The 21,772-nt window shown below is 65.5% G+C and carries 19 protein-coding genes; 6 read left to right on the plus strand and 13 right to left on the minus strand.

Going from position 1 to position 21,772, the window contains the following annotated elements:
• Nucleotides 1-7: 7 nt before the first annotated feature.
• The 5 genes from JEY66_RS26865 to JEY66_RS26885 form a co-directional block, all read right to left on the minus strand.
• Nucleotides 8-1,732 carry an AMP-binding protein gene (locus JEY66_RS26865; RefSeq protein ID WP_018271165.1) on the minus strand — a complete coding sequence of 575 codons (1,725 nt, stop codon included), beginning with the start codon at nucleotides 1,730-1,732 and terminating at the stop codon, nucleotides 8-10.
• Nucleotides 1,733-1,860: 128 nt separating this feature from the next.
• Nucleotides 1,861-2,748 carry a 3-hydroxyisobutyrate dehydrogenase gene (gene mmsB / locus JEY66_RS26870; protein ID WP_018271164.1) on the minus strand — a complete coding sequence of 296 codons (888 nt, stop codon included), beginning with the start codon at nucleotides 2,746-2,748 and terminating at the stop codon, nucleotides 1,861-1,863.
• A gap of 25 nt (nucleotides 2,749-2,773) precedes the next feature.
• Nucleotides 2,774-3,856 (minus strand): enoyl-CoA hydratase/isomerase family protein, encoded by a 1,083-nt coding sequence (locus JEY66_RS26875; protein ID WP_018271163.1) that lies wholly within the window; start codon nucleotides 3,854-3,856, stop codon nucleotides 2,774-2,776.
• A complete protein-coding gene (locus JEY66_RS26880; protein ID WP_018271162.1) occupies nucleotides 3,853-4,998 on the minus strand; it encodes an acyl-CoA dehydrogenase family protein in 1,146 nt (381 codons plus the stop codon). Before JEY66_RS26880 ends, JEY66_RS26875 begins: the two co-directional genes overlap by 4 nt.
• A 21-nt stretch (nucleotides 4,999-5,019) precedes the next feature.
• Complete coding sequence (locus JEY66_RS26885) at nucleotides 5,020-6,516, minus strand: CoA-acylating methylmalonate-semialdehyde dehydrogenase (protein ID WP_018271161.1); 1,497 nt, start codon at nucleotides 6,514-6,516, stop codon at nucleotides 5,020-5,022.
• 121 nt (nucleotides 6,517-6,637) lie between these two features.
• Here JEY66_RS26885 and JEY66_RS26890 point away from each other — a divergent pair, with 121 nt between their 5' ends.
• Nucleotides 6,638-7,552 (plus strand): LysR family transcriptional regulator, encoded by a 915-nt coding sequence (locus JEY66_RS26890; protein WP_018271160.1) that lies wholly within the window; start codon nucleotides 6,638-6,640, stop codon nucleotides 7,550-7,552.
• Between the two features lie 169 nt (nucleotides 7,553-7,721).
• On the opposite strand, the gene JEY66_RS26895 is transcribed toward JEY66_RS26890, so the two are convergent.
• Nucleotides 7,722-8,327 carry a TetR/AcrR family transcriptional regulator gene (locus JEY66_RS26895; protein WP_018271159.1) on the minus strand — a complete coding sequence of 202 codons (606 nt, stop codon included), beginning with the start codon at nucleotides 8,325-8,327 and terminating at the stop codon, nucleotides 7,722-7,724.
• Between the two features lie 60 nt (nucleotides 8,328-8,387).
• Nucleotides 8,388-8,939: a PaaI family thioesterase gene (locus tag JEY66_RS26900; protein WP_018271158.1), complete on the minus strand. Its 552-nt coding sequence runs from the start codon at nucleotides 8,937-8,939 to the stop codon at nucleotides 8,388-8,390.
• 133 nt (nucleotides 8,940-9,072) lie between these two features.
• Here JEY66_RS26900 and JEY66_RS26905 point away from each other — a divergent pair, with 133 nt between their 5' ends.
• Complete coding sequence (locus JEY66_RS26905; RefSeq protein ID WP_018271157.1) at nucleotides 9,073-9,843, plus strand: enoyl-CoA hydratase; 771 nt, start codon at nucleotides 9,073-9,075, stop codon at nucleotides 9,841-9,843.
• Between the two features lie 8 nt (nucleotides 9,844-9,851).
• On the opposite strand, the gene JEY66_RS26910 is transcribed toward JEY66_RS26905, so the two are convergent.
• From JEY66_RS26910 to JEY66_RS26920, 3 genes are all read right to left on the minus strand, one after another.
• Nucleotides 9,852-11,252 carry a sensor histidine kinase gene (locus JEY66_RS26910; RefSeq protein WP_307724553.1) on the minus strand — a complete coding sequence of 467 codons (1,401 nt, stop codon included), beginning with the start codon at nucleotides 11,250-11,252 and terminating at the stop codon, nucleotides 9,852-9,854.
• 141 nt (nucleotides 11,253-11,393) lie between these two features.
• Complete coding sequence (locus JEY66_RS26915; protein WP_018271155.1) at nucleotides 11,394-12,650, minus strand: MFS transporter; 1,257 nt, start codon at nucleotides 12,648-12,650, stop codon at nucleotides 11,394-11,396.
• 228 nt (nucleotides 12,651-12,878) lie between these two features.
• A complete protein-coding gene (locus JEY66_RS26920; protein ID WP_129964978.1) occupies nucleotides 12,879-13,541 on the minus strand; it encodes a hypothetical protein in 663 nt (220 codons plus the stop codon).
• A gap of 177 nt (nucleotides 13,542-13,718) precedes the next feature.
• Between JEY66_RS26920 and JEY66_RS26925 the strand changes: the two genes are divergently transcribed.
• The 3 genes from JEY66_RS26925 (at nucleotide 13,719) to JEY66_RS26935 (ending at nucleotide 16,918) form a co-directional block, all read left to right on the plus strand.
• Entirely contained in the window at nucleotides 13,719-13,886 is a 168-nt protein-coding gene (locus JEY66_RS26925; RefSeq protein WP_016846528.1) for a hypothetical protein, read from the plus strand.
• 314 nt (nucleotides 13,887-14,200) lie between these two features.
• Complete coding sequence (locus JEY66_RS26930; protein ID WP_018271153.1) at nucleotides 14,201-15,397, plus strand: acetyl-CoA C-acyltransferase; 1,197 nt, start codon at nucleotides 14,201-14,203, stop codon at nucleotides 15,395-15,397.
• Nucleotides 15,398-15,613: 216 nt separating this feature from the next.
• The gene (locus tag JEY66_RS26935; protein WP_018271152.1) at nucleotides 15,614-16,918 is read left to right on the plus strand and encodes an MFS transporter; all 1,305 of its coding nucleotides are present in this window, start codon (nucleotides 15,614-15,616) and stop codon (nucleotides 16,916-16,918) included.
• A 27-nt stretch (nucleotides 16,919-16,945) separates the two neighbouring features.
• On the opposite strand, the gene JEY66_RS26940 is transcribed toward JEY66_RS26935, so the two are convergent.
• The 3 genes from JEY66_RS26940 to JEY66_RS26950 form a co-directional block, all read right to left on the minus strand.
• On the minus strand, nucleotides 16,946-18,262 hold the full coding sequence (locus JEY66_RS26940; protein WP_018271151.1) for a carbohydrate porin: 1,317 nt from the start codon (nucleotides 18,260-18,262) through the stop codon (nucleotides 16,946-16,948).
• A gap of 48 nt (nucleotides 18,263-18,310) precedes the next feature.
• Complete coding sequence (locus JEY66_RS26945) at nucleotides 18,311-19,330, minus strand: transporter (protein ID WP_018271150.1); 1,020 nt, start codon at nucleotides 19,328-19,330, stop codon at nucleotides 18,311-18,313.
• Nucleotides 19,331-19,472: 142 nt separating this feature from the next.
• Nucleotides 19,473-20,258, minus strand: coding sequence for an acetoacetate decarboxylase (locus JEY66_RS26950; protein ID WP_018271149.1), 786 nt, complete (start codon nucleotides 20,256-20,258; stop codon nucleotides 19,473-19,475).
• 261 nt (nucleotides 20,259-20,519) lie between these two features.
• Between JEY66_RS26950 and JEY66_RS26955 the strand changes: the two genes are divergently transcribed.
• Entirely contained in the window at nucleotides 20,520-21,683 is a 1,164-nt protein-coding gene (locus tag JEY66_RS26955) for a patatin-like phospholipase family protein (RefSeq protein ID WP_018271148.1), read from the plus strand.
• Nucleotides 21,684-21,772: the final 89 nt, after the last annotated feature.

The raw sequence follows: 21,772 nt of genomic DNA on the forward strand, positions 1-21,772 counted from the left end.
ACCTCTGCTAACCGGAGGTCCGCACCTTCTGCAGCTCCGGAAATTCTTCCTCGCGGAACTCGACCCCGCGCAACGCATCGCTTCTGACATCGTCATGTTCGAGCCGGCGCAACTGCACGCGACGGATTTTTCCAGAAATCGTCTTCGGCAGTTCGGTGACCAGTTCGAGCTTGCGGATGCGTTTAAACGGTGCGAGCCGCGTGTGCAAATGTTTGAAGATCGACAGCGCGGTCTCCGGCGTTCGTTCGACGCCTGATACCAGCAGTACATAGGCCTTGGGAACCGCGAGCCGGATCGGATCCGGGCTCGGCACCACGGCGGCTTCCGCCACCGCGTCATGCTCCAGCAGCACGCTTTCCAGCTCGAACGGCGAGATGCGGTAGTCGGAGGATTTGAACACGTCGTCGGTGCGGCCGACGAAGGTGAGATAGCCCTCGTCGTCGGTGAACACGACGTCGCCGCTGCGATAGATCTCGCCGTCGGTGCCGATGAGCTTGCCGTCGTCGCCCTGATAGCCCTGCATCAGGCCCGCCGGCCGATCGTCGCCGAGCAGCAAGGTCACCTCGCCCTCCTTCGCGGCGTGGCCGTCATTGTCGGTGACCTGGACGCGATAGCCCGGCAGCGGCCGGCCCATCGAGCCGACCTTGACCTTCTGCCCCGGCGAGTTGCCGGCCAGCGCGGTGGTTTCGGTCTGGCCGTAGCCGTCGCGGATGGTCAGCCCCCAGGCCGATTTGACCTGGTCGATGATCTCAGGATTAAGCGGTTCGCCGGCGCCGCAGACTTCGCGCAGCGAGACCTTGAAGCTCGCGAGGTCCTCCTGGATGAACATCCGCCACACCGTCGGCGGCGCGCACAGCGTGGTGACGCCGCAGCGGCCGATGATCGAGAGCAGTCCTTTCGCCTCGAAGCGCGGCTGGTTCGCGATAAAGATCGTTGCGCCGGCATTCCACGGCGCGAAGAAGCAGCTCCAGGCATGCTTGGCCCAGCCGGGCGACGAGATGTTGAGATGGATGTCGCCGGGCTGCAGGCCGATCCAGTACATGGTCGAGAGATGGCCGACCGGGTAGCTGCGCTGGCTGTGCCGCACCAGCTTCGGCTTTGCCGTGGTGCCCGAGGTGAAATAGAGCAGCATCGGGTCATCGGCCTTGGTGGGGCCATCAGGCGTGAATGCGTCGGACTGCTTGGCTGCATCCTCAAACGACAGCCAGCCGTCCTGCGCCTGCGTCGCGCCGACCACGATGCGGGCGAGCTTGTCGCTGCCGAGGCCTGCGAACTTCGCAACCTGATCCTGCGTGGCAACCACCGCCCTCGCCTTGCCGCGGTCGAGCCGGTCGCGCAATTCATCCGCGGTCAAGAGCGTGGTCGCGGGGATCACGACGACGTCGAGCTTCATCGCGGCCAGCATGGTCTCCCACAGCGGCACGACATTGCCGAGCAGCAACAACAGATGATCGCCGCGCTTCAGCCCCTGCGCGCGCAGGAAGTTCGCAACCTGGTTTGAGCGGCGCGACAACTCGGCGAAGGAAAGCTTGGTCTCGTTGCCGCTGGCGGCATCGACGATCCACAGCGCCGGCCGGTCGCGGCTGTCGGCATTATCAGCCAGTTCGGCATCGAACCAGTCGAGCGCCCAGTTGAACGGCACTGGATCCGGCCAGCGAAATCCCTTCACCGCGGCATCGTAGTCGGTGCGGTGTTTCAGCAGAAAGGCGCGTGCGTCCTGAAATGTGGTCATCCGGCTTCACCACGTATTCTGACGTCATCCTGAGGAGCCGCGCGAAGCGCGGCGTCTCGAAGGATGGCCACAGACACCGTCTTTCCATCCTTCGAGGCTCGCTCCGCTCACCTCAGGATGACGGCGATTTACTTCGGGGCAAGAGCCCTAACGTGCTGGATAATTCCGGAAAAGTCGACCCCGCCGTGGCCCGACGCGTCGAAGGTCTTATAGATCTCCTGCGCGTGCTTGCCGAGCGGCGTGACCGCGCCGGCGGCATTGGCGGCGTCTTGCGCCAAGGTCAGGTCCTTGACCATCAGGTTGGAAGCAAAGCCCGGCTTGTAGTCGTTGTTGGCCGGCGAGGTCGGCACCGGGCCAGGAACCGGGCAATAGGTGGTCAGCGACCAGCACTGTCCCGACGAGGTCGAGGCGACGTCGAACAGCGCCTGGTGTGACAGGCCGAGCTTTTCGGCGAGCACGAAAGCCTCGCCGACCGCGATCATGGAAATACCGAGGATCATGTTGTTGCAGATCTTGGCTGCCTGCCCTGCACCGCCGGCGCCACAATGCACGATCTTCTTGCCCATGTTGGCGAGCATCGGCTGGGCCGCCGCGAATGCCTTCGGCTCGCCGCCGCACATGAAGGTCAGCGTCGCGCCCTTTGCGCCGCCGGTGCCGCCGGAGACCGGCGCATCGACCGAGGCCATGCCGTGCTTGGCGGCCAGCGCATGCGCCTGCTTGGCGCTTTCGACGTCGATGGTCGAGCAGTCGATGATCAGCGCGCCCTTGGCCATCGCCGGAAGCACCTCGTTCCAGACGCCGAGCACATGCTTGCCGGCCGGCAGCATGGTGATGACGACATCGGCGCCCTTCACCGCGCCGACGCCGCTCTCGGCGATCGCGGCACCGTCGCTCTTGGCCTGATCGCGGGATGCTGCGACCAGATCGAACGCGGTCACCTTGTGGCCGGCCTTGACCAGATTGGCCGCCATCGGCCCGCCCATATTGCCGAGCCCAATGAATGCGACGTTTGTCATGGGAAGTCCTCCGCTTGCGACGTTTCTATTTGCTGTCTGGAAATTTCAATTCGTCGGCGCCGATCTCGGCGAAGTAAGGCGCGAGCATCTCCGGCGTCACCTGTTCGATCCGGGCCGGCGACCATGTCGGATTGCGATCCTTGTCGATCACGGCGGCGCGCACGCCCTCGCGGAAATCCTCGCTCGCGAACACTTCGAGCGCGGCGCGATATTCGCGCACCAGGCACTCCTCCAGCGTCGCGGTCGCGCGCGCCAGCCGCAGCAGTTTCAGCGTCACCACCATGCCGCGCGGCGACTTCTCGCCGAGCGTCTTCAGCGTGTCCCGTGCCATGTCGGATCCGTCGGCCGTCAGCGCGGCGACGACGTCCTCCATCCGGCCGCGCGCGAACCAGCCGTCGATTTTCGCCTGCATCGCGGCGACAGGGCCGGATTTCTCGCCGGTGGCAAAGCCTCCGATCAGCCGGTCGATCTCGGCCGAACCCGTGCCCGGCGCAACCTTGGTCAGCGCCTCGCGCAGCGCCGGCAGCTTTGCGCTCGGCACCACGGCGTCGGCGAATTTGGCGTAGATCGCATCGGGACCGTTCATCGTGGTGCCGGTCAGCCCAAAATAGGTGCCTATCTCGCCGGGCGAACGCGACAGCAGATAGGTGCCGCCGACATCGGGGAAGAAGCCGAGCCCGACCTCAGGCATCGCGAGTTTCGTCCGCTCCGTCACCACGCGGTGGCGGCTATGCGCAGACAGCCCGACGCCGCCGCCCATCACGATGCCGTCCATGAAGGCGACATAGGGTTTTGGGAATTTCTTGATCCGCGCGTTGAGGATGTATTCGTCGCGCCACAGGATCTTGCCGAGATCGCCCTTGACCTTGGAGCTTTCCCAGAGCGCGCGGATATCGCCGCCGGCGCACAGGCCGCGGTCGCCGGCGCCTTCCAGCACGACGACAGCGACATCGCCATCGGCCTCGAACACGTCGAGCGCCCTGTCGATGTCGTGGAACATCTCCAGCGTGACGGCATTGATCGCCTTCGGCCGGTTCAGCCGGATGATGCCGGCAGAACCTTCCTTGCGCGCGATCAGATCGCCCTCGGCCGCTGCCGCATCATTCATCGCGCGCCCTCGATCAACTTGCGCGACACGATCAGCCGCATGATTTCATTGGTGCCTTCGAGGATCTGGTGCACGCGCAGATCGCGCACGATCTTCTCGACGCCGTATTCGCTGAGGTAGCCGTAGCCGCCATGCAGTTGCAGCGCCTGGTTGGCGACCTCGAAGCCGACGTCGGTGCCGAACCGCTTGGCCATCGCGCACAGCATGGAAGCGTCCGGATCCTTGCGGTCGAGCGCCGCGGCCGCGCGCCACAGGAAGGTGCGCGCGGCTTCCAGTTCGGTCGCCATGTCGGCGATCTTGAACTGCAGCGCCTGGAATTCGTCGAGGCGCTTGCCGAACGCCTTGCGGTCCTTCATGTAGGCCAGCGCCTTGTCGAGCGCCGCCTGCGCGCCGCCGAGCGAGCACGCCGCGATGTTGAGACGGCCGCCGTCGAGCCCGGCCATCGCGATCTTGAAGCCGATGCCCTCCTCGCCGAGCCGGTTCGCGACCGGCACGCGCGCGTTCTCGAACATGACAGCGCGGGTCGGCTGCGCATTCCAGCCCATCTTGCGCTCGTTATTGCCGAACGACACGCCAGGCGTGTTGCCGTCGACGACCAGCGTCGAGACGCCGCCGGGACCCTCGCCGCCGGTGCGCACCATCGCGACCAGCAGGTCGGTGCTGCCGGCGCCGGAGATGAACTGCTTCTGGCCGTTGAGCACGTAATGATCGCCGTCGCGCGCCGCGCGGGTGCGCAGCGCAGCGGCGTCGGAGCCGGCGCCCGGCTCGGTCAGGCAGTAGCTGGCGATCAGCTCCATGGTGCAGAGCTTCGGGAGCCATGTCTGGCGCTGGGTGTCGTTGCCGTAGGCATCGATCATCCAGGACGCCATGTTGTGGATCGAGATGAAGGCCGACGTGGTCGGGCACCCCGTCGCCAGCGCCTCGAAGATCAGCGCGGCGTCGAACCGCGTCATCGCCGAGCCGCCGACATCGTCCCTGATATAGATGCCGCCGATGCCGAGGCCTGCGGCCTCGCGCATCACGTCCACCGGAAAGTGCTTTGTCTCGTCCCATTCGAGCGCGTGCGGCGCGATCTTCTCCGCCGCAAACGCCCGCGCCATGTCGCGAACCGCGATCTGGTCCTCGTTGAGAGCGAACTGCATGCTTCGCCTCTCGGGACGAGTTTACTTCATCGTCGGGATCGAGAACTCCGCGCCTTCCTTGACGCCGGACGGCCAACGCGAGGTCACCGTCTTGGTCTTGGTGTAGAAGCGGACCGAGTCCGGACCGTGCTGGTTGAGGTCGCCGAAGCCGGACTTCTTCCAGCCGCCGAAGGTGTAATAGGCGATCGGCACCGGGATCGGCACGTTGATGCCGACCATGCCGACATTGACCTTGGCGGCGAAGTCGCGCGCGGCGTCGCCGTCGCGGGTGAAGATCGCGACACCGTTGCCGTAGTCATGGTCGGACGGCAGCGCCAGCGCCTCGTGATAATCGTGGGCGCGCACCACCGAGAGCACCGGGCCGAAGATCTCTTCCTTGTAGATCCGCATGTCCTTGGTGACGTTGTCGAACAGCGAACCGCCGAGATAGAAGCCCTTCTCGTAGCCCTGCATCTTGAAGCCGCGGCCGTCGACCGCGAGCGTCGCGCCTTCCTTGATGCCGATGTCGATGTAGCTCTTGACCTTCTCGACCGCCTCGCGGGTCACCAGCGGGCCGTAGTCGGCCGACGGATCGACCGAGGTGCCGATCTTGAGCGACTCGACGCGCGGGATCAGCTTCTCCATCAGGCGGTCGGCGGTGGTCTTGCCGACCGGCACCGCGACCGACACCGCCATGCAGCGCTCGCCGGCGGAGCCGTAGCCGGCGCCGATCAGCGCATCGACGGTCTGGTCCATGTCGGCATCCGGCATCACGATGGCGTGGTTCTTGGCGCCGCCGAAGCACTGGCAGCGCTTGCCGGTCTGCGCGGCGCGCTCGTAGATATACTGCGCGATCGGGGTCGAGCCGACGAAGCCGATCGCCTTGATATCGGGATCGTCGAGGATGGCGTCGACCGCCTCCTTGTCGCCGTTGACGACGTTGAGGATGCCGGCCGGCAGGCCCGCCTCGATCATCAGCTCGGCGAGCGCCATCGGCACGCCGGGATCGCGCTCCGACGGCTTCAGGATGAAGGCGTTGCCGCAGGCGATCGCCGGCGCGAACTTCCACATCGGGATCATCGCCGGGAAGTTGAACGGCGTGATGCCGGCGACCACGCCGAGCGGCTGGCGCATCGAATAGATGTCGATGCCGGGGCCGGCGCCCTCGGTGTACTCGCCCTTCATCAGATGCGGAATGCCGCAGGCAAACTCGGCGACCTCAAGGCCGCGCTGGATGTCGCCCTTGGCGTCGGGAACGGTCTTGCCGTGCTCGCGCGCCAGCAGCTCGGCGAGCTTGTCGTAGTCGCGCTGCACCAGCTCGAGGAACCGCATCATGACGCGGGCGCGGCGCTGCGGGTTGGTGGCGGCCCATTCCGGCTGCGCGGCCTTGGCGTTCTCGACCGCGGCGCGGAGCTCGACCTTGGAGGCCAGCGCCACCTTGGCCTGGACCTCGCCGGTCATCGGCTCGAAGACGTCAGCCGTGCGGCCCGACGTGCCCTTGACCTCCTTGCCACCGATGAAATGTCCGATTGAGCGCATGGAAAAACCTCCCTGAAGCACCTGAATCGCCGCTCCTCGCGGCGTGATCGCTTTACAAACCCTATTGACCCTGCATTTTATGGGATTCAAGTCCGATAAATTGCACCATAGATGTGCGGAAATGCTGGATCAAGGCGGCGGCACAATCGACTGGGACGACTTCCGTTTCGTGCTTGCCATCGTGCGCGGCGGGTCGGTTTCGGCTGCCGCCAAGCAGCTCGGCGTCGATCATGCCACAGTGATCCGCCGTGTCGACCGGCTGGAGCGCCACCTTTCCGCAAAACTGTTTGATCGCCGCAAGACCGGCTATCTGCTGACCGAGGCCGGCCAGCGCGTCGCCGACAGCGCGGAGGCGATGGAATCCACCATCGTCGCCAACCAGGAGGCGGTCGGCGGCTCGCGCGCCCATCTCACCGGCACGGTGCGGATCGGCGCGCCCGACGGCTTCGGCAGCCACTTTCTGGCCTCGCGGCTGGTCAAGTTCGCCGAACGGTATCCCGATCTCGATCTGCAACTCGTCGCCACCGCGCGGCTGTTCTCGCTCTCCAAGCGCGAGGCCGACATCGCGATCAGCCTGACCATGCCGAAGGAAGGCCGCATCGTCGGCCGCAAGCTCCTGGACTACACACTCGGGCTTTATGCCGCACCCGCCTATCTCGCCCAGGCGCCGGCAATTATTGCGCGCGCCGACCTGCCGCGGCACCGCTTCGTCGGCTACATCGAGGAGCTTTTGTTCACGCCGGAGCTCGACTACCTGCCGCAGGTCTCGCCAAAGATCTCCGCGAAATTCCGCAGCGCCAATCTGATCGCGCAGCTCAACGCCACCATCGCCGGTTTCGGCATCGCAGTGCTGCCGCACTTCATGGCGACCGCCCACCCCGAATTGCAGCCGGTGCTGCCGGACGAGGTGCGGATCTCCCGCACCTTCTGGCTCTTGATGCACGCCGACAGCAAGGACCTCGCCCGCATCCGCGCGGTGGCGGATTACATCTACGAGACCGTGGAAGCCGAGCGCGCTCTGTTCAGCGGGGTGTGAGCTGGACACCCGCTTATTCCCGTCATCCTGAGGAGCGCGTAGCGCGTCTCGAAGAATGCACGGCCCGGCTCGTGGCCGTCCACCCTTCGAGACGCGCGCGATGCGCGCTCCTCAGGGTGACGGATCGAGTATCAGGCGCGCTGCGCCAGTTGGCGCTTAAAGCGCTAATTCACCTTCTTCTTCGCCGGCGCCTTGGCCGCCGCGGCGCGCCCAGCACCGCCTCGCGGCCCGCCGACAGGATCTCGTCGGACATTTCGCCGCTGCCGGCGATGCGCGACATCACGATGGTGCCCATCATGGTCGCCAGCGTCGCCGTCGCCTGCTTGCGGGCGGCCTTGCGCGGCACGTCGAGGATCTGGTCGGCCATCATGTCGATCATCTGGTCGAGCTTGAGGGCGAACGCCTTGCGGGTCTTCGGGCTCTCGCGGGCGATCTCGGCGCCGAGCGCCGGGATCGCGCAGCCCTGGCCGGGATCGTCGCGGTGCACCGCCGAAAGATAGCCGTCGATGATGGTTGAAAGCCGCTTCTCCGGCGGCGTGTCCGCGGCGACCTTGCGCCAGCGCTCGATGGCGCGGTCCATCGCGTAGCTGAAGGCCTCGATCACCAGCGCCTCGCGCGAATCGAAATGCGCGTAGAAGCCGCCATGGGTCAGGCCGGCGTCCTTCATCAGGTCGGCGACGCCGATGCCGTGGGCGCCCCGCTCGCGCAGCCGCGTCGCGGCCTTCTTGACGATCCGCGCGTGGGTCTCCTGCTTGTGTTCTTTCGAGTAGCGCATGCCAGTCTCATGGAATGTTTCTAATCATATAATAGCAGATTTGCGGCCGGAATGCTGCAGTTATTTCGCCTTGCCAGCCATTTTGGGTTCCCCGCCGAGCATCGAGAATGTCGCGGTCGCGTGCACCGCAAGATTGCCCCTGCCGTCGCGGACGAAGCCCTCGGTGTAGCTGGTCTGGCGGCCGAGCTTGATCACCTTGCCTTCGGCGCTGATGGTGCCCGAACGTGCCGACAGCGGCCGCAGATAGGTCAGCTTGAGATCGAGCGTGACCGAGGTCTGCCCCGCCGGCAGCATGGTCGAGATCGCGCAGCCCATCGAGGTATCGAGCAGCGCCGCGGCGGTCGCGCCGTGCATCAGGCCGATGGTGTTCTCGAGGCTCTCATGCGGCTCGAGTTCCATTACGATGCGGCCCTCCTCGACCACCGCCATGCGGAAGCCGATCAGTTTGGCCATCGGCGGCGGCGGCAACCGGCCGTCGCGGATCGCGCGCATCGCCTCGATCCCGGACATCGGCGCCGCCGCCTTGGCCACCGGTCCCGGCGCCTGCCATTCCACCACGCGGGTGCGCGTTAGATCGGGCGAATGAAGGTCGATGCTTTCGGCAGCGGTCATGACGGCTCCATTTATATGATGAACATAATTCTATAGATCCGCATCCCTCGGCGCAACCGCCGCGCCGGTCCCTTGACAGAGCCACGCTTTGTCCGGGACATGGCGCATCCATTCCTGCGCCGGGACTTTTTCCATGGACATGCTCAATCCCCACTGCGGCATCGACCGCGACTCCAGAGGCGTCTTCCGCCTCACGATCTGCAACGCCGGCAAGCTGAACATTGTGAGTTCAGCCGTCACCAACGGCGTGCGCGAAGGCTTTGAGCACCTGGCCGCCGACCGCGACATCCGCGTCGTGATCCTCGCCGGCGAAAGCGAGCGCAGCATGATCGGCGGCGCCGACATCAAGGAAATGGCGACGCTCGACCAAAAATCCGCTGAAGCATTCATCAGCCGGCTGCGCGACCTCTGCGAGGCGGTGCGCAAATTCCCGGCGCCGGTGATCGCCCGCTTGCCCGGCTGGTGCCTCGGCGGCGGCCTCGAGGTGGCGGCCGCCTGCGACGTCCGCGTCGCCGCGCATGACGCGATGTTCGGCATGCCCGAGGTGCGCGTCGGCATCCCCTCGGTGATCCACGCCGCGCTGCTGCCGCGCCTGATCGGCTGGGGCCGCGCCCGCTGGCTGATGATGACCGCGGAGAACATCGACGCCCAAACCGCGCTCGCCTGGGGCCTGGTCGACACCGTGGCAAAGCCCGGCGGCCTTGACGACGCCGTCGAGCACACCGTCAAGGCGCTGCTGGAATGCGGCCCCGAGGCGCTGCGGATCCAGAAGGACCTGCTGCGGCAATGGGAAGAGCTGCCGCTGACCGAGTCGGTGAACCTCAGCGTCGGCGTGTTCGGAAAATCGTTCCAGACCGGCGAGCCGCAGCGGCTGCTGCAGGGATTCCTGGATCGAAAGCGGTAGCGGCCCGCTCAGCTCGAGACGGGGATCTCGATCAACACCAGCGTGCCGCGGCCCGGCTCGCTCTCCAGCGCGATCCGGCCGCTCAACGACGACACCACGGTGTTGAAGGCGATGTGCAAACCGAGGCCGATATTGCCCCGCTCCCGCCCGGTGGTGAAGAACGGATCGAACACGCGGGCCTGCAAATCCTCGCGGATGCCGACACCCTGGTCGGCGCAGGCGATCCGGGCAAGCGCCTGATCCGGCTGCGTCACCGTCATGGTGAAGCGTCCGCCGCCGCCGTCGGGATAGGCGTGCGCCGCCGCGTTGAACGCCAGGTTGCTGATCACCTGCGCCAGCGCGCCGGGATAGCTGTTGAGGATGATGCCTTGCGGGCACGTGACTTCGACGACCAATCCCTGACGGGACAGCAGCGGCCCGAGCTTTGAGATCAGATCAGAGAGCCAGCCGCCGAGCTCGAACGTGTGACGCTCCTCGTCGGCGTGATGGATGGCGACCTGCTTGAAGCTGTGCACCATCTCGGATGCCCGATGCAGGTTTTCCGAGGTCAGTCGAAGGCCGTTCCCGATCCGTGCAATGCCCCGCGTCAGGTCGGAGCGGCGGACGGCGGTGCCGTTGAGCGCCTCGCTCATCGCGCGAAGGTCCGCCTCCATGGTGGTTGACGTGGTCAGCGCGAGACCAAGCGGCGTGCTGACCTCGTGTGCGACACCGGCGACGAGCTGCCCGAGCGAGGCCAGCTTCTCGGCCTGCACGAGGTGCGATTGCGTCGCGTGCAAATCGCGCAACGAGGCTTCCGAGCGCTCCTTTTCCTGCTTCAGCGCCTGCGCCGTCCGGAACTGCTGGCGCGCGCGGAACTCGCGGGCGGCGACGGCGTAGAGCGACAGCGCATAGGCGTTGATGACGAGCGAATGATTGATGAAGCGCAAGCCCGGCGGCAACGCAGGCCCGAGCGATTCAGCGGTGCACAGCGCAATCCATGTCGTGAGACAGAACACCGCCAGCGGCCCGATCCGCAGCGGCAGCATGGTCGAGACGAACAGGATCACCATGATCATGCCCGGCGCCGCATAGGTGAATCCCGAGGGCAGCACGAGGTAGACGCTCGGCAGCACGCAGCCTGGAATGACGCAATAGACGAGGAAGATCGTCTCGGCCCACGGCTTCATCGCGGGCAGCGCGAGCAAGGCAGTGAGCGGCAGCAGGACCAGCACGGCGACCCCGCCGCGGATTGCCAGCGTGGTCGCCACGACCTCGGGATAGAGCACCCAATCCCAGAACGCATATCCGGCATAGGTGAAGGCGCCGAGCAGCATCGCGACCTGCGTCCAGCCGATATTGCCCCGCACGTACTGGTCGACAAATCGGCGCTCCTCGACGATGTCGTCGAAGCGCAGTCCAAGGCGGGTCAAAAGACGGAGCATAACGGTACTAAAGTATGAAAGGTCTTGGCGCTGGAATGGGAGCGTGGAAAATGATCTACGACAGCTTGCCCGCGCTGTCGCGTCCTTTTGGCGCATCGGCGACCGCGGCGCGGCATCGCGCCGCGCCCCTCACCGCGCGTTCGCCGGGGCGTGGGTCGGCCAAAGGTCGGCGCGCCAGTGCAGCGCGATCGCCAGCATGGTGATGAAGCCGGCGGCGGCGAGCAGCGTGCCGGTCGCGGTGTAGCCGATCAGGTCGATCAGGCTGCCGGCGGCGAGCAGCCCGAGCGGCAGGCCGTAGATCACCATCATGCGCACGCCCATGACGCGACCGCGCAGATGCGCGCTGGCATTGCGCATCAGCATCACGGCGGCCGAGATCATCGACATGCTCTGCGCGATGCCGGCGAGCAGCAGGCAGGCCATCGCGACCGGCATGGTCCGGAGCTCGACGAACACCAGGAGCATGGCGTACCAGGCGAGCGTCGCGCCGATCAGGAGCCGCGCGATGCGTACCCCGCCGGCCATGCTGAGCGTGATCGAGCCGATCAGCGAGCCCACCGCAAAGCTTGCCGAGAGATAGCCGAGCCCGGTCTGGTCGGCATGGAAGATGTCGCGCGCGACATAGGGCAACAGACCGTTGGTGAGCGGAAACGCGGTGAGGTTGGCGAGGAACGCAACGCACAGCGCGGCGCGCATGCCCGGACCGCTCCAGGCATAGACGATGCCCTCCTTGAGGTCGCGCAGCAGCTTTGAACCCGGCGCGTCGGCCGCGAGATCGGTCGTGCCATGCGACTTCGGGCGGCTCATGCAGAGCATCAGGATGGCGGCGACGAAATAGAAGCCGGCGATCCCGACATAGACGTAGCCGATGCCGAGCGCCGCGAACAATCCGGCCCCGGTCAGGGCTCCTGCGATACGCGCCGAGTCCTGCGTGGTGCGCGCCAGGCTGATGGCGCCGACCAGTTGCTCCGGCGGCATGATGTCGGCGAGCAGCGCCCCGCGCACGCCGAGATCCGACGGGCGGATCACGCCCATGATCGCGACGATGATCATGACGTTCAGCGGGGCGAGATGCCCGGTCAGCGCCAGCGTCATGATGGTGCCGGCGAGCGCCGTATAGGCAAAGCGCATCACGGCGAGGAGATCGCGGTGCCCCATGCGGTCGCCGATCATGCCGACGACCGGCGCGACCAGCGTGCCGACATATTGCAGCGACGCCAGCACGGTCAGCAGCAGCACCGAGCCGGTCTCGACCATGATGTACCAGCCGAGCACCAGCGTCTCGACCTCGAACGCCCAGGAGGTGAGCAGATCGGACGGCCATTGAAAGCGATAGCTGCGGATGCGAAATGGCGCGAGCGCGGAGGTCCGCGTGGTCCCGCTCAAGACGCGATGACGCGTGTCACGGCGTGTCCTGCCCTTTTTCCTTGTTCTTCTGGGTCTTGGTTCTTGGTCGTGCTTGCGGCGCTTTGAATCTGTCTTGAGTCGCTTGGGAAAACGCCCTGTTCCGGCAGCGTAGCGCCGAGGCGATTGGTGTCAATCGAAGCCGCCGCATGCGGCCATGCACGATGGTATCCGCAGCGACGGGACGGCGTATCCTCGCGAGTCGCAGGCCTACATCGGCCGCACGGCGCGCCGCAGCATGAAATGGGTGGGTATGAAAGCGAGCAGCGGCAGGCCGATCATCAGGCCGGCCAGCCACACCAGCGGCGGCACGAAGCCTTGCGCCGCCCTGTCGCTGGTGCCGAAGACGTAGTTGACGTTGACCGGAGTCATGCCCGGGTCCGGCCGCGGTCCCGGCATCACAAAGTAGCAGATCAGCAGCAGCGCCCATGCCAGCACGCTCCAGGCGATCAGCGCGCGCTGGTCATAGCCGAGCCGCCAGACCAGGAACAGCAGCAGGAACGGCAGCCAGCCGTGGAAGCCCGACAGGAACCGCAGGAACAGCGACAGGTTCTGGTCGAACATGTAGTCGGTCATTCCGGTGAGCGAGTAGCCGGCGACATGGGCGAGAAAGTCGATCACCCAAAAGGTTTGCGGCACAAGGAGTCCGACGGCGCACATCGAAATCAGCAGCGCGCTCTCGGTCCAGACCCCGATCATGGTGAGGATCAGGCAGACGTCGCAGAAATACAGAAAGTTGGTCGGCCCGTAGCAGTAGGTGTACACCGGCACCAGGACGGCCATGAAGGCGCTGAAGCCGATCTTGACGGAGAGCGGAATGCGGGCGGACGGCTGCTCGACGGCGATCACGGACATTGCGGCGGGACTTTCCATTGCACAATCCGCCAGCCCTAGCGCCGGATCGGTAAACAGACCCGTACTCCGCAACCTTGAATTGATCGGCGTTCGGGAATCCGGTCAACGCCAACTCAGCGGCGCCGCTACAGTTTTAGGCGCCCGCGCGCGAGGTAATCGTGCTAGCATGCCTGTTCCGAAGCAGCGGAGGACGACATGAACGCCTTCGAAGTTTTCGCGATCTACCTGGCGCCCTTTGTGGTCATCGCGATCGCAATCCGGCTGCTGATGAAACGCCATGCCGTCGACCTGCCGGACGTGCAAAAACAAGCGGGCTCCGCGCCGAAGCGACGATTTCTGCTCGGCGCCTGGCGGTCGGATTAGGTCAGGTCGCAGTGCTTTCGCAGGGACGACACCGGTGGAGACTCGCATCCTCATCGTCGTCCTGGCGAAAGCCAGGACCCATTGCCCCAAATCTCAATTGTTGCGCGGCGCTGGGGCCACGATCCGGTTCGTCACTGAAGGCGGTGGTTATGGGTCCTGGCTTTCGCCAGGACGACACTGGTAATTGTGGAGCATCCCATCCCAACTCATGCGAACACGACATTTTGTCATGAGGGCCGCAGTTGCATTTTTTGCATTGCATCATATGATGACAATAATTCAATCAAATCCCCGGCATTGAAGGGACTCCTGCCATGGCAACCAGCACCGATCCCATCGTTATCCTCTCCGCCGCCCGCACCCCGCTCGGCCGCTTCATGGGCGAGCTCGCGCCGCTGCCGGCGCACAAGCTCGGCTCGCATGTGATCGGCGCGGCGCTGGAGCGCGCAAGACTCGCGCCCGAGCGCATCGACGAGGTGTTCATGGGCAACGTGCTGCCCGCCGGCCAGGGCCAAGCCCCTGCCCGCCAGGCCGCCCGCGGCGCCAGACTGCCGGATGCCACCGGCGCCACCACCGTCAACAAGGTCTGCGGCTCCGGCATGAAGGCGACCATGCTCGCCCACGACATCATCAAGGCCGGCTCGGCGGAGATCGTGCTGTCCGGCGGCATGGAGAGCATGAGCAACGCGCCGTATCTCCTGCAGAAGGCGCGCGGCGGCTATCGCGCCGGCCACGACCGCATCATCGATCACATGATGATGGACGGGCTCGAGGACGCCTACGAGACCGGCCGCTCGATGGGGGATTTCGGCGAGGCGACCGCGGAGGCCTATCAGTTCACCCGCGCCGACCAGGACGCGTTTGCGATGGAGACGCTGAGCCGTGCCCGCAAGGCGGTCGAGGGCGGCGCCTTCAAGGCCGAGATCGCACCGATCACACTCGCCGAGAAGGCCGGCCCGCGCATCGTCGCCAATGACGAGCACCCGCTGAAGGTCGATCCGGCAAAAATCCCCGGCCTAAAGCCCGCGTTCCGAGCGGGCGGCACCATCACGCCGGCCGCCTCCTCGGCCAATGCCGACGGCGCCGCAGCGCTGATCCTCAGCCGGCGCTCGCTCGCCGATCGCGATGGACTGCCTGTTCTGGCCGAGATCAAGGGCCACGCCACCCACAGCCAGGAGCCGCAGTGGTTCACGACAGCGCCGATCCCGGCGATCAGAAAACTGCTCGACAAGGTCGGCTGGAGCGTCGGCGATGTCGACCTGTTCGAGATCAACGAGGCGTTCGCGGTGGTCGCGATGGCGGCGCAGCGCGACCTCGGCATTCCCAGGGACAGGCTGAACATCAACGGCGGCGCTTGCGCGCTCGGCCATCCGATCGGCGCCACCGGCGCGCGGCTGATCGTGACGCTGCTGCACGCGCTGGAGGCGCAGAACCTGAAGCGCGGCGTTGCCGCGCTGTGCATCGGCGGCGGCGAAGCCACCGCGATCGCCGTCGAACGGGTCGCTCACTGATCCACCGCCTGCCCTCATAGTGAGGAGTGCGAAGCACGTCTCGAACCATGAGGCCCGGTTCCCGGCCTGCATCCTTCGAGACGCCCGCTCTGCGGGCTCCTCAGGATGAGGTTGTACAGAGTCCTAAAACGAGGGAACTATGGCATTTTAGACATGGCTCCCCCGTGCCATATTGCGCATCACGCAAAGCTTTCACCGCAATCGATCTGGAACACAATGATCTCGAACTGGCTTGCTTCCACCCTCGCCCGCCGCAACATCCATTACGGCTGGGTGATGGTGGCCGTGACTTTCCTTGCCGCGCTGATCTCGGCCGGCACCGTCGGCGCGCCCGGCGTGTTCATCGTGCCGCTGCAGAAGGAGTTCGGCTGGTCCACCGCCGAGATTTCCTCCGCGCTGTCGATCCGCTTCATCCTGTTCGGGCTGATGGCGCCGTTCGCCGCCGCGCTGATGAACCGCTACGGCCTGCGCAACGTGACGCTGGCGGCGCAGCTGATCGTGGTCTCCGGACTATTGGCCTCGCTCGCCATGACCCAGGTCTGGCAGCTCATCCTGCTGTGGGGTGTCGTGATCGGAATCGGCACCGGGATGACCGCGCTGGTGCTCGGCGCGACCATCGCGGCGCGCTGGTTCGTGGCGCGACGCGGCCTCGTGGTCGGTATCCTCACCGCGAGCGTCGCGACGGGACAGCTCGCCTTCCTGCCCCTGCTCGCGACGCTGACCGAGCGCTACGGCTGGCGTGTCGCGCTTGGGCTGGTCTGCGTCATGCTCGCCGTTGCCGCCTTTGCCGTGCTGATGGTGATGCGCGACCGGCCGAGCGACGTCGGCCTGCGTCCGTTCGGCGATGAGGGCACCGCGCCGCTTCCCGCGCCGCCGCCGGCCAATGCGCCGATCGTGGCCGCAGCGCTCGGCACGCTGCGCGACTCCGCGAAATCGTCGGTGTTCTGGATCCTGTTCGCGACCTTCTTCGTCTGCGGCGCCTCGACCAACGGCCTGGTCCAGGTTCATTTGATCCCGATGTGCCTCGACTACGGCATCCCGCAGGTGCAGGCGGCAAGCCTGCTCGCCGCGATGGGGATCTTCGATTTCTTCGGCACCATCGTCTCGGGCTGGCTGTCGGACCGCTACGACAACCGCTATCTGCTATTCTGGTATTACGGCCTGCGCGGCCTGTCGCTGCTGTTCCTGCCGTTCTCCGACTTCACGTTCTACGGGCTGTCGCTGTTCGCGATGTTCTACGGCCTCGACTGGATCGCGACGGTGCCGCCGACGGTGCGCCTCACCGCGCAGCGCTTCGGCGCCGAGCGCGCCAATCTGGTGTTCGGATGGATCTTCGCCGGCCACCAGCTCGGCGCAGGCGCCGCCGCGTTCGGCGCCGGATTGTCGCGCACGATCTATCAAAGCTACCTGCCGGCGTTCTTCATTGCCGGCGCGCTGTGCATCTTTGCCGCGCTGACCGCGCTGGCGATCGCGCGGCCGCAGCCGAAATCGGTGGCGGAGCCGAAGCCGGTCGCGGCCTGAAGCCGCTGCCTGCGCGACGAGCGCCGGTCAGTACGACAGGATGGTGCGCAGCCCGAACACCACGCTGTCCTTGATCCGATGCGTTTGCGTCGGATCGTTGGGATCGACGGCGCCGCCGCCAGGATGGGTGATGTATTGAAACATCGGCTGCATGGTGAAATTCGGGTTCACCACATGCTGGTAGGTGATTTCGAGGATCGCCTCGTAGTCGCGGATCGGATACGGCGTGCCCGTGAAGATCTGGGTGTCGCGGTCGAGCGCGCGCGCGGCGTCCGAAATCCTGGCATAGATCGCGGCGATGCCGAACCGATCGTCCGGATAGGTCTCGCTGAAGCCGGTGAACAGGAAGCCGCCGTCGACATAGGTGCTGATCAGGTTGCGGTCCGACGGGCTGACCGAGGCGCGCATGAAGAACGCGACGCCCTTGTCAGCGTCCGGCCTGGCGCGCGCAAGCAGCTGCTCATAGACCATGAAGATGCCGTTGTCCCGCCGCAGCCATCGCGTGTCGCCGGAGCTGTCGGGATCGGCGAGCGACAGCCCGTCGGCCGAGAAGCGCTGGTCGGCGAACGAGCCCATGTGATACCAGGCGCCGCCGGTGATGGTCGCCGGCAGCCTGCTCTCGCCGATCTCGAACTTGTATTTGAGCTGGCCGATCCACCATGGCGGATCGTTGACGCGAAAATTCAGCCCGTGGGCGTTCAAGATCTGCGGATCGTCGGTCCCCTGCGGCGGCGAAGCCGAACCGTCGAACAGAGCCAGATAGGCGGTGATGCGGTCGGACAGATTGGCCTTGATCCGGATGCCGGGCACGGCAAGTGGCGGCGACGGTCCGCCGGTCGGCAGAATGGTGCCGACAATGCCGGGCCAGCCCAGCGCCGAATTGATGAAGATGTCGTCGTACTGGCTGTCGATGAACTCGACGTCCGAGCCCTGCTGGCCGACGCGCACCGAGAGTTTGCCGCCGAGCAGCTTCTGCTCGATCCAGAATTCATAGAGCCGCGTCGCCGGCAGCGACTCGACGCCGGACACCAGGAACAGGTTGCCGACATAGCTCCGCGACAGCCCGTCGCCGTGGATCTGGTACATGTTGGCGTGGAGGGTCGCGCCGGTCCAGCCCATCACCTTCTCGAGGTCGATGGTGGTGCCGAGATCGAGACGGCCGGTATAGACCGCGCCATTGCTGACGCCGCCGGAGGCGTCGGAGAACCCCTCACCGATATAGGTCAGGCTGAACTGGTAGCCGGCCTCCTCGAGCGTAGCGCGGGTATCGGCGATCCGATCGGCGACGGGCTTGTCTTCCGCATGCGCCGGCGCGCCGAGCGCGAGGGCCGCGGCCACCAACATCGCGCGGGAAATAACTCTGCACATCGGAATTGCCGCGGTGCGCTCGCGCTATTTGACGATGCCGAGCCGCCGCATCAGCAGATAGGCCAGCAGCGCCGACCCGACCAGAAGGCCGGCCGCGACCAGGAATCCGCTGTCGACGTCGGTCAGCGGCAATCCCTTGGTGTTCATGCCGAAGATGCCGGTGACGAGCGTCGGCGGCAGCAGCATCATGGTGACGACGGACAAGGCGTGGAGGTGCTTGTTGCTCTCCTCCTCGAGCTTGAAGCGCAGCTCCTCCTCCAGCAGGCGGCTGCGTTCGTGCAGTTCGACGATGTCGTGGTCGAGGCCGTCGAGCCGCTGCGCGAGCTTGCCGGCCTGCAGCCGCAGCGCCGGGCTGAGATTGTCGGTGTTCTTCTGCTCGAGGCGATGGAACAGCACGCGCAAGCCCGCGAGCTGGCGATGCAGGCGCACACAGGTGCGGCGCATCCGGCTCAGATTCTTGCGCAGCTCGGATCCGGTATCCTCGGCGAGCACCCGCTCCTCGATCGCGTCGATATCGGTGCCGATCTTGTCCGCCATGCGGTCCATGGTGTCGGCGATCTCGTCGACGATCTTCTCCAGCAGCGCCGCGACGCTGCTGACGCGATGGCCGCCCTCGAGCACGCGGCGCGTCGCATCGGCGGAGCACAGCGCCTGATGGCGGCCGCTGATCAGGAGACGCTCGGTCATCGCAAAGCGGAGAAAGCCGGTCTCCCGGGTCGCGGCTTCAACATCCCGCACCAGGTCGGAAAAGACGCCGTAGACGCAATTGTCGACGACGTGGATCTGCTGGAAATTGTCATTCGACAGCAAGAGGTCCCGCGCGAGCTGCGGGATGTGCATGTTGGCGAGCCATGCCCGGGTGCGGACGTCGGTCAGGTTGAAGTGCAGCCACAGCCTTCCGTCATGGCTCGGCTCGATCGGCGCATCGATCGGAAGCGCCTCGGCGCGGCCGTCGTGATGCAGGCGGAACGCCCAGACCAGACCGGGGACCGCCTCGCGGGTCAGCAGCGACCCGACCGGAGCGGGAGGTGGATTAGCCAGCATGGCCGGCCCCCAGGGCAATCGACAACGCAACCGCGCGAAATAACATGTTCAAGACCTCGGCCACGCGCAACGCTGAGCAAGCGCGTCCCCTCGACGCAACATAGGAGGACGCGCCTGTTACAGTTTTATGTCAGCGACCGCCCTACTCCGCGGCCAGGCCTGTCGGCGCCGCCGCCTCCGCGGCCTCCTTGTTGTAGTCGTGCACGACGCGGCCGAACGGCAGCGTCAGATCGGCGAGGAAGTGATGCGCGCCGACGACACGCTTGACCGGGAAATCGGCGACCGGTGCATTGACATGCGGCACCAGATGCAGCCGGCCCGGTCCGATCCAGGAGCCCTTGACGACGATGTCGGTCAGGTTGATCGCGACCAGCTGGCAGACCTCGAGATGACCGTCGACGCCGGGGATCATCTTCAGATTAACTTGCGTCTTCGAAAGCGTGGCGCGGGTGACGTCGCCATTGCCTGCCATGCTCTCGTGCTTGTAGCCCATCGTGCCCATCGCAACGAGCTGGCCGGCATATTCCAGCGTGCCGGTCAGCGTGTCCTTGACGATCTCGAGCTTGGGATGGGCGTACTTCTTCGGAAAGCCCCAGATCTCGCGGCCGGCCGCGATCGGCGGATCATCGTCGAGATACATCTGGCAGACGAAGTTGACCTCTTCGCCATGCAGGCGCGCGGGGATCACGAGGCCGGACTCGGTGTAGCTGCCGAAGCCGGAGCTGTCAGGCATCTTGATCCATTCGTAATGCACGATCGCCTGCTCGATCGGCTCCAGCGGCTCGGGCAGGCCGGCGCGGATCAACTCCGGATCGGTCTCATAGGTGATGACGAGGAATTCGCGATCGATGAAGCGATACGGACCGGCAGGATAGCTCGGGCCGGCGGCCGGCATGGACGGAAGCTTGAGCAGATCTTCCCTGCGCATCGCAATAACCCCCTGTTTGAAAAATTTGCCCGGAAGCTAACGGCCGAGATTGACAGCGATGTGAGGGATTTCCGTCAGGTGCATGACCTCGGTTACGCCTGCGCGACCCAGGTTGCGCTTGCGTGACCCGCGTCGCGCTGCCGAGGCCAATGCTAACCATGCAGGCAGGCATGCCGGATGCGCCGAGCGTGGGCGCCGCAATTGTCATCACCTCGTCATCGGCGCGCTGAATTCTCGCCGCGAATTTTTGGAGTGTCTGATATGGACGCGCGAACCCCGCATTTCGACGATATCGATCACGCGACGCCCGGCTGGCGTCCGGAAGGCTGTGATCGCGTGGCCTTGGTCCTGCAGGGCGGCGGCGCACTCGGCGCCTATCAGGCCGGCGTCTATCAGGCGCTGCATGAATCCAACATCGAGCCCGACTGGGTGTGCGGCGTCTCGATCGGCGCAATCAACTCGGCGATCATCGCCGGCAATCCGCCCGAGAAGCGGCTGGAACGGCTGCACACATTCTGGGATCGCATCACCAGCCGCAAGATCTGGCACTACACGCCGGACGGCGACATCTTCCGCAAGGCGCGCAATCTCACCAGCTCATGGCTGACGACGACGCTCGGGCAGCCCGGCTTCTTCACCCCGCATCAGACCAATCCGTGGTTCAGCCAGGCCGGCGCGCGCACCGCCACCAGCTACTACGACACCACGCCGCTGCGCGAGTCCTTGCTCGAGCTGGTCGATTTCGACCGCATCAATTCCAAGACAATGCGCTTCGCGGTCGGCGCGGTGAACGTGCTCTCCGGCAACTTCATCTATTTCGACAATGCCCATGACGAGATCATCGCCGAACACATCATGGCGAGCGGCGCGCTGCCGCCGGCGCTGCCGATGGTGAAGGTCGGCACCGATCATTTCTGGGACGGCGGCATCGTCTCCAACACGCCGCTGCAGCATCTGCTCGACCAGGAAGACAACATGAACTCGCTGGTGTTCCAGGTCGACCTGTTCTCGGCGCGCGGCGCGCTGCCCCGCGATATCCAGGACGTGATGGCCCGGCACAAGGACATCATGTATTCGTCGCGTACCCGCTACAACACCGACGTCTATCGCAAGACCTACAATCTGCGCACCGCCCTGCACAACGCGCTGGGAAAAATCCCCGACGATCAGCTCTCGGACGAGGAGCGCCAGCTCAAGAAGGCAAACGCCCGGCTGCCGGGCATCACGCTGTTGCAGCTGATCTATCAGCAGAAGGCCTACGAGGGCGACGCCAAGGACCACGAATTCTCCGGCACCTCGATGCGCGAGCACTGGGTGAGCGGGCACGAGGACACCAAGCGCTCGCTGAAGCGGCGCGAATGGATCAAGATGCCCGAGAACGGCATGGGCATCGTGATCCACGACGTGCATCGGGAGGCGGAGTAATTACGTGTCGTCATTGCGAGGAGCGCAGCGACGAAGCAATCCATACCTCAGCACATGGTGATATGGATTGCTTCGCTACGCTCGCAATG

The sequence above is a fragment of the Bradyrhizobium elkanii USDA 76 genome, from assembly GCF_023278185.1.
GTDB classification, from domain to species: Bacteria; Pseudomonadota; Alphaproteobacteria; order Rhizobiales; family Xanthobacteraceae; genus Bradyrhizobium; species Bradyrhizobium elkanii.

What these genes read in the sequence shown, in the direction of transcription:
- JEY66_RS26940 (WP_018271151.1), bottom strand. Translation starts at nt 18,262, where the DNA reads ATGTTGGTGGCCGCGGCCCTCGCGCTCGGCGCGCCGGCGCATGCGGAA.
- JEY66_RS26900 (WP_018271158.1), bottom strand. Translation starts at nt 8,939, where the DNA reads ATGACCGCTGCCGAAAGCATCGACCTTCATTCGCCCGATCTAACGCGC.
- JEY66_RS26925 (WP_016846528.1), top strand. Translation starts at nt 13,719, where the DNA reads ATGAACGCCTTCGAAGTTTTCGCGATCTACCTGGCGCCCTTTGTGGTC.
- JEY66_RS26955 (WP_018271148.1), top strand. Translation starts at nt 20,520, where the DNA reads ATGGACGCGCGAACCCCGCATTTCGACGATATCGATCACGCGACGCCC.
- JEY66_RS26935 (WP_018271152.1), top strand. Translation starts at nt 15,614, where the DNA reads ATGATCTCGAACTGGCTTGCTTCCACCCTCGCCCGCCGCAACATCCAT.
- JEY66_RS26875 (WP_018271163.1), bottom strand. Translation starts at nt 3,856, where the DNA reads ATGAATGATGCGGCAGCGGCCGAGGGCGATCTGATCGCGCGCAAGGAA.
- JEY66_RS26865 (WP_018271165.1), bottom strand. Translation starts at nt 1,732, where the DNA reads ATGACCACATTTCAGGACGCACGCGCCTTTCTGCTGAAACACCGCACC.
- JEY66_RS26895 (WP_018271159.1), bottom strand. Translation starts at nt 8,327, where the DNA reads ATGCGCTACTCGAAAGAACACAAGCAGGAGACCCACGCGCGGATCGTC.
- JEY66_RS26880 (WP_018271162.1), bottom strand. Translation starts at nt 4,998, where the DNA reads ATGCAGTTCGCTCTCAACGAGGACCAGATCGCGGTTCGCGACATGGCG.
- JEY66_RS26945 (WP_018271150.1), bottom strand. Translation starts at nt 19,330, where the DNA reads ATGCTGGCTAATCCACCTCCCGCTCCGGTCGGGTCGCTGCTGACCCGC.
- JEY66_RS26950 (WP_018271149.1), bottom strand. Translation starts at nt 20,258, where the DNA reads ATGCGCAGGGAAGATCTGCTCAAGCTTCCGTCCATGCCGGCCGCCGGC.
- JEY66_RS26920 (WP_129964978.1), bottom strand. Translation starts at nt 13,541, where the DNA reads ATGGAAAGTCCCGCCGCAATGTCCGTGATCGCCGTCGAGCAGCCGTCC.
- JEY66_RS26930 (WP_018271153.1), top strand. Translation starts at nt 14,201, where the DNA reads ATGGCAACCAGCACCGATCCCATCGTTATCCTCTCCGCCGCCCGCACC.
- JEY66_RS26890 (WP_018271160.1), top strand. Translation starts at nt 6,638, where the DNA reads ATGCTGGATCAAGGCGGCGGCACAATCGACTGGGACGACTTCCGTTTC.
- JEY66_RS26885 (WP_018271161.1), bottom strand. Translation starts at nt 6,516, where the DNA reads ATGCGCTCAATCGGACATTTCATCGGTGGCAAGGAGGTCAAGGGCACG.
- JEY66_RS26905 (WP_018271157.1), top strand. Translation starts at nt 9,073, where the DNA reads ATGGACATGCTCAATCCCCACTGCGGCATCGACCGCGACTCCAGAGGC.
- mmsB (WP_018271164.1), bottom strand. Translation starts at nt 2,748, where the DNA reads ATGACAAACGTCGCATTCATTGGGCTCGGCAATATGGGCGGGCCGATG.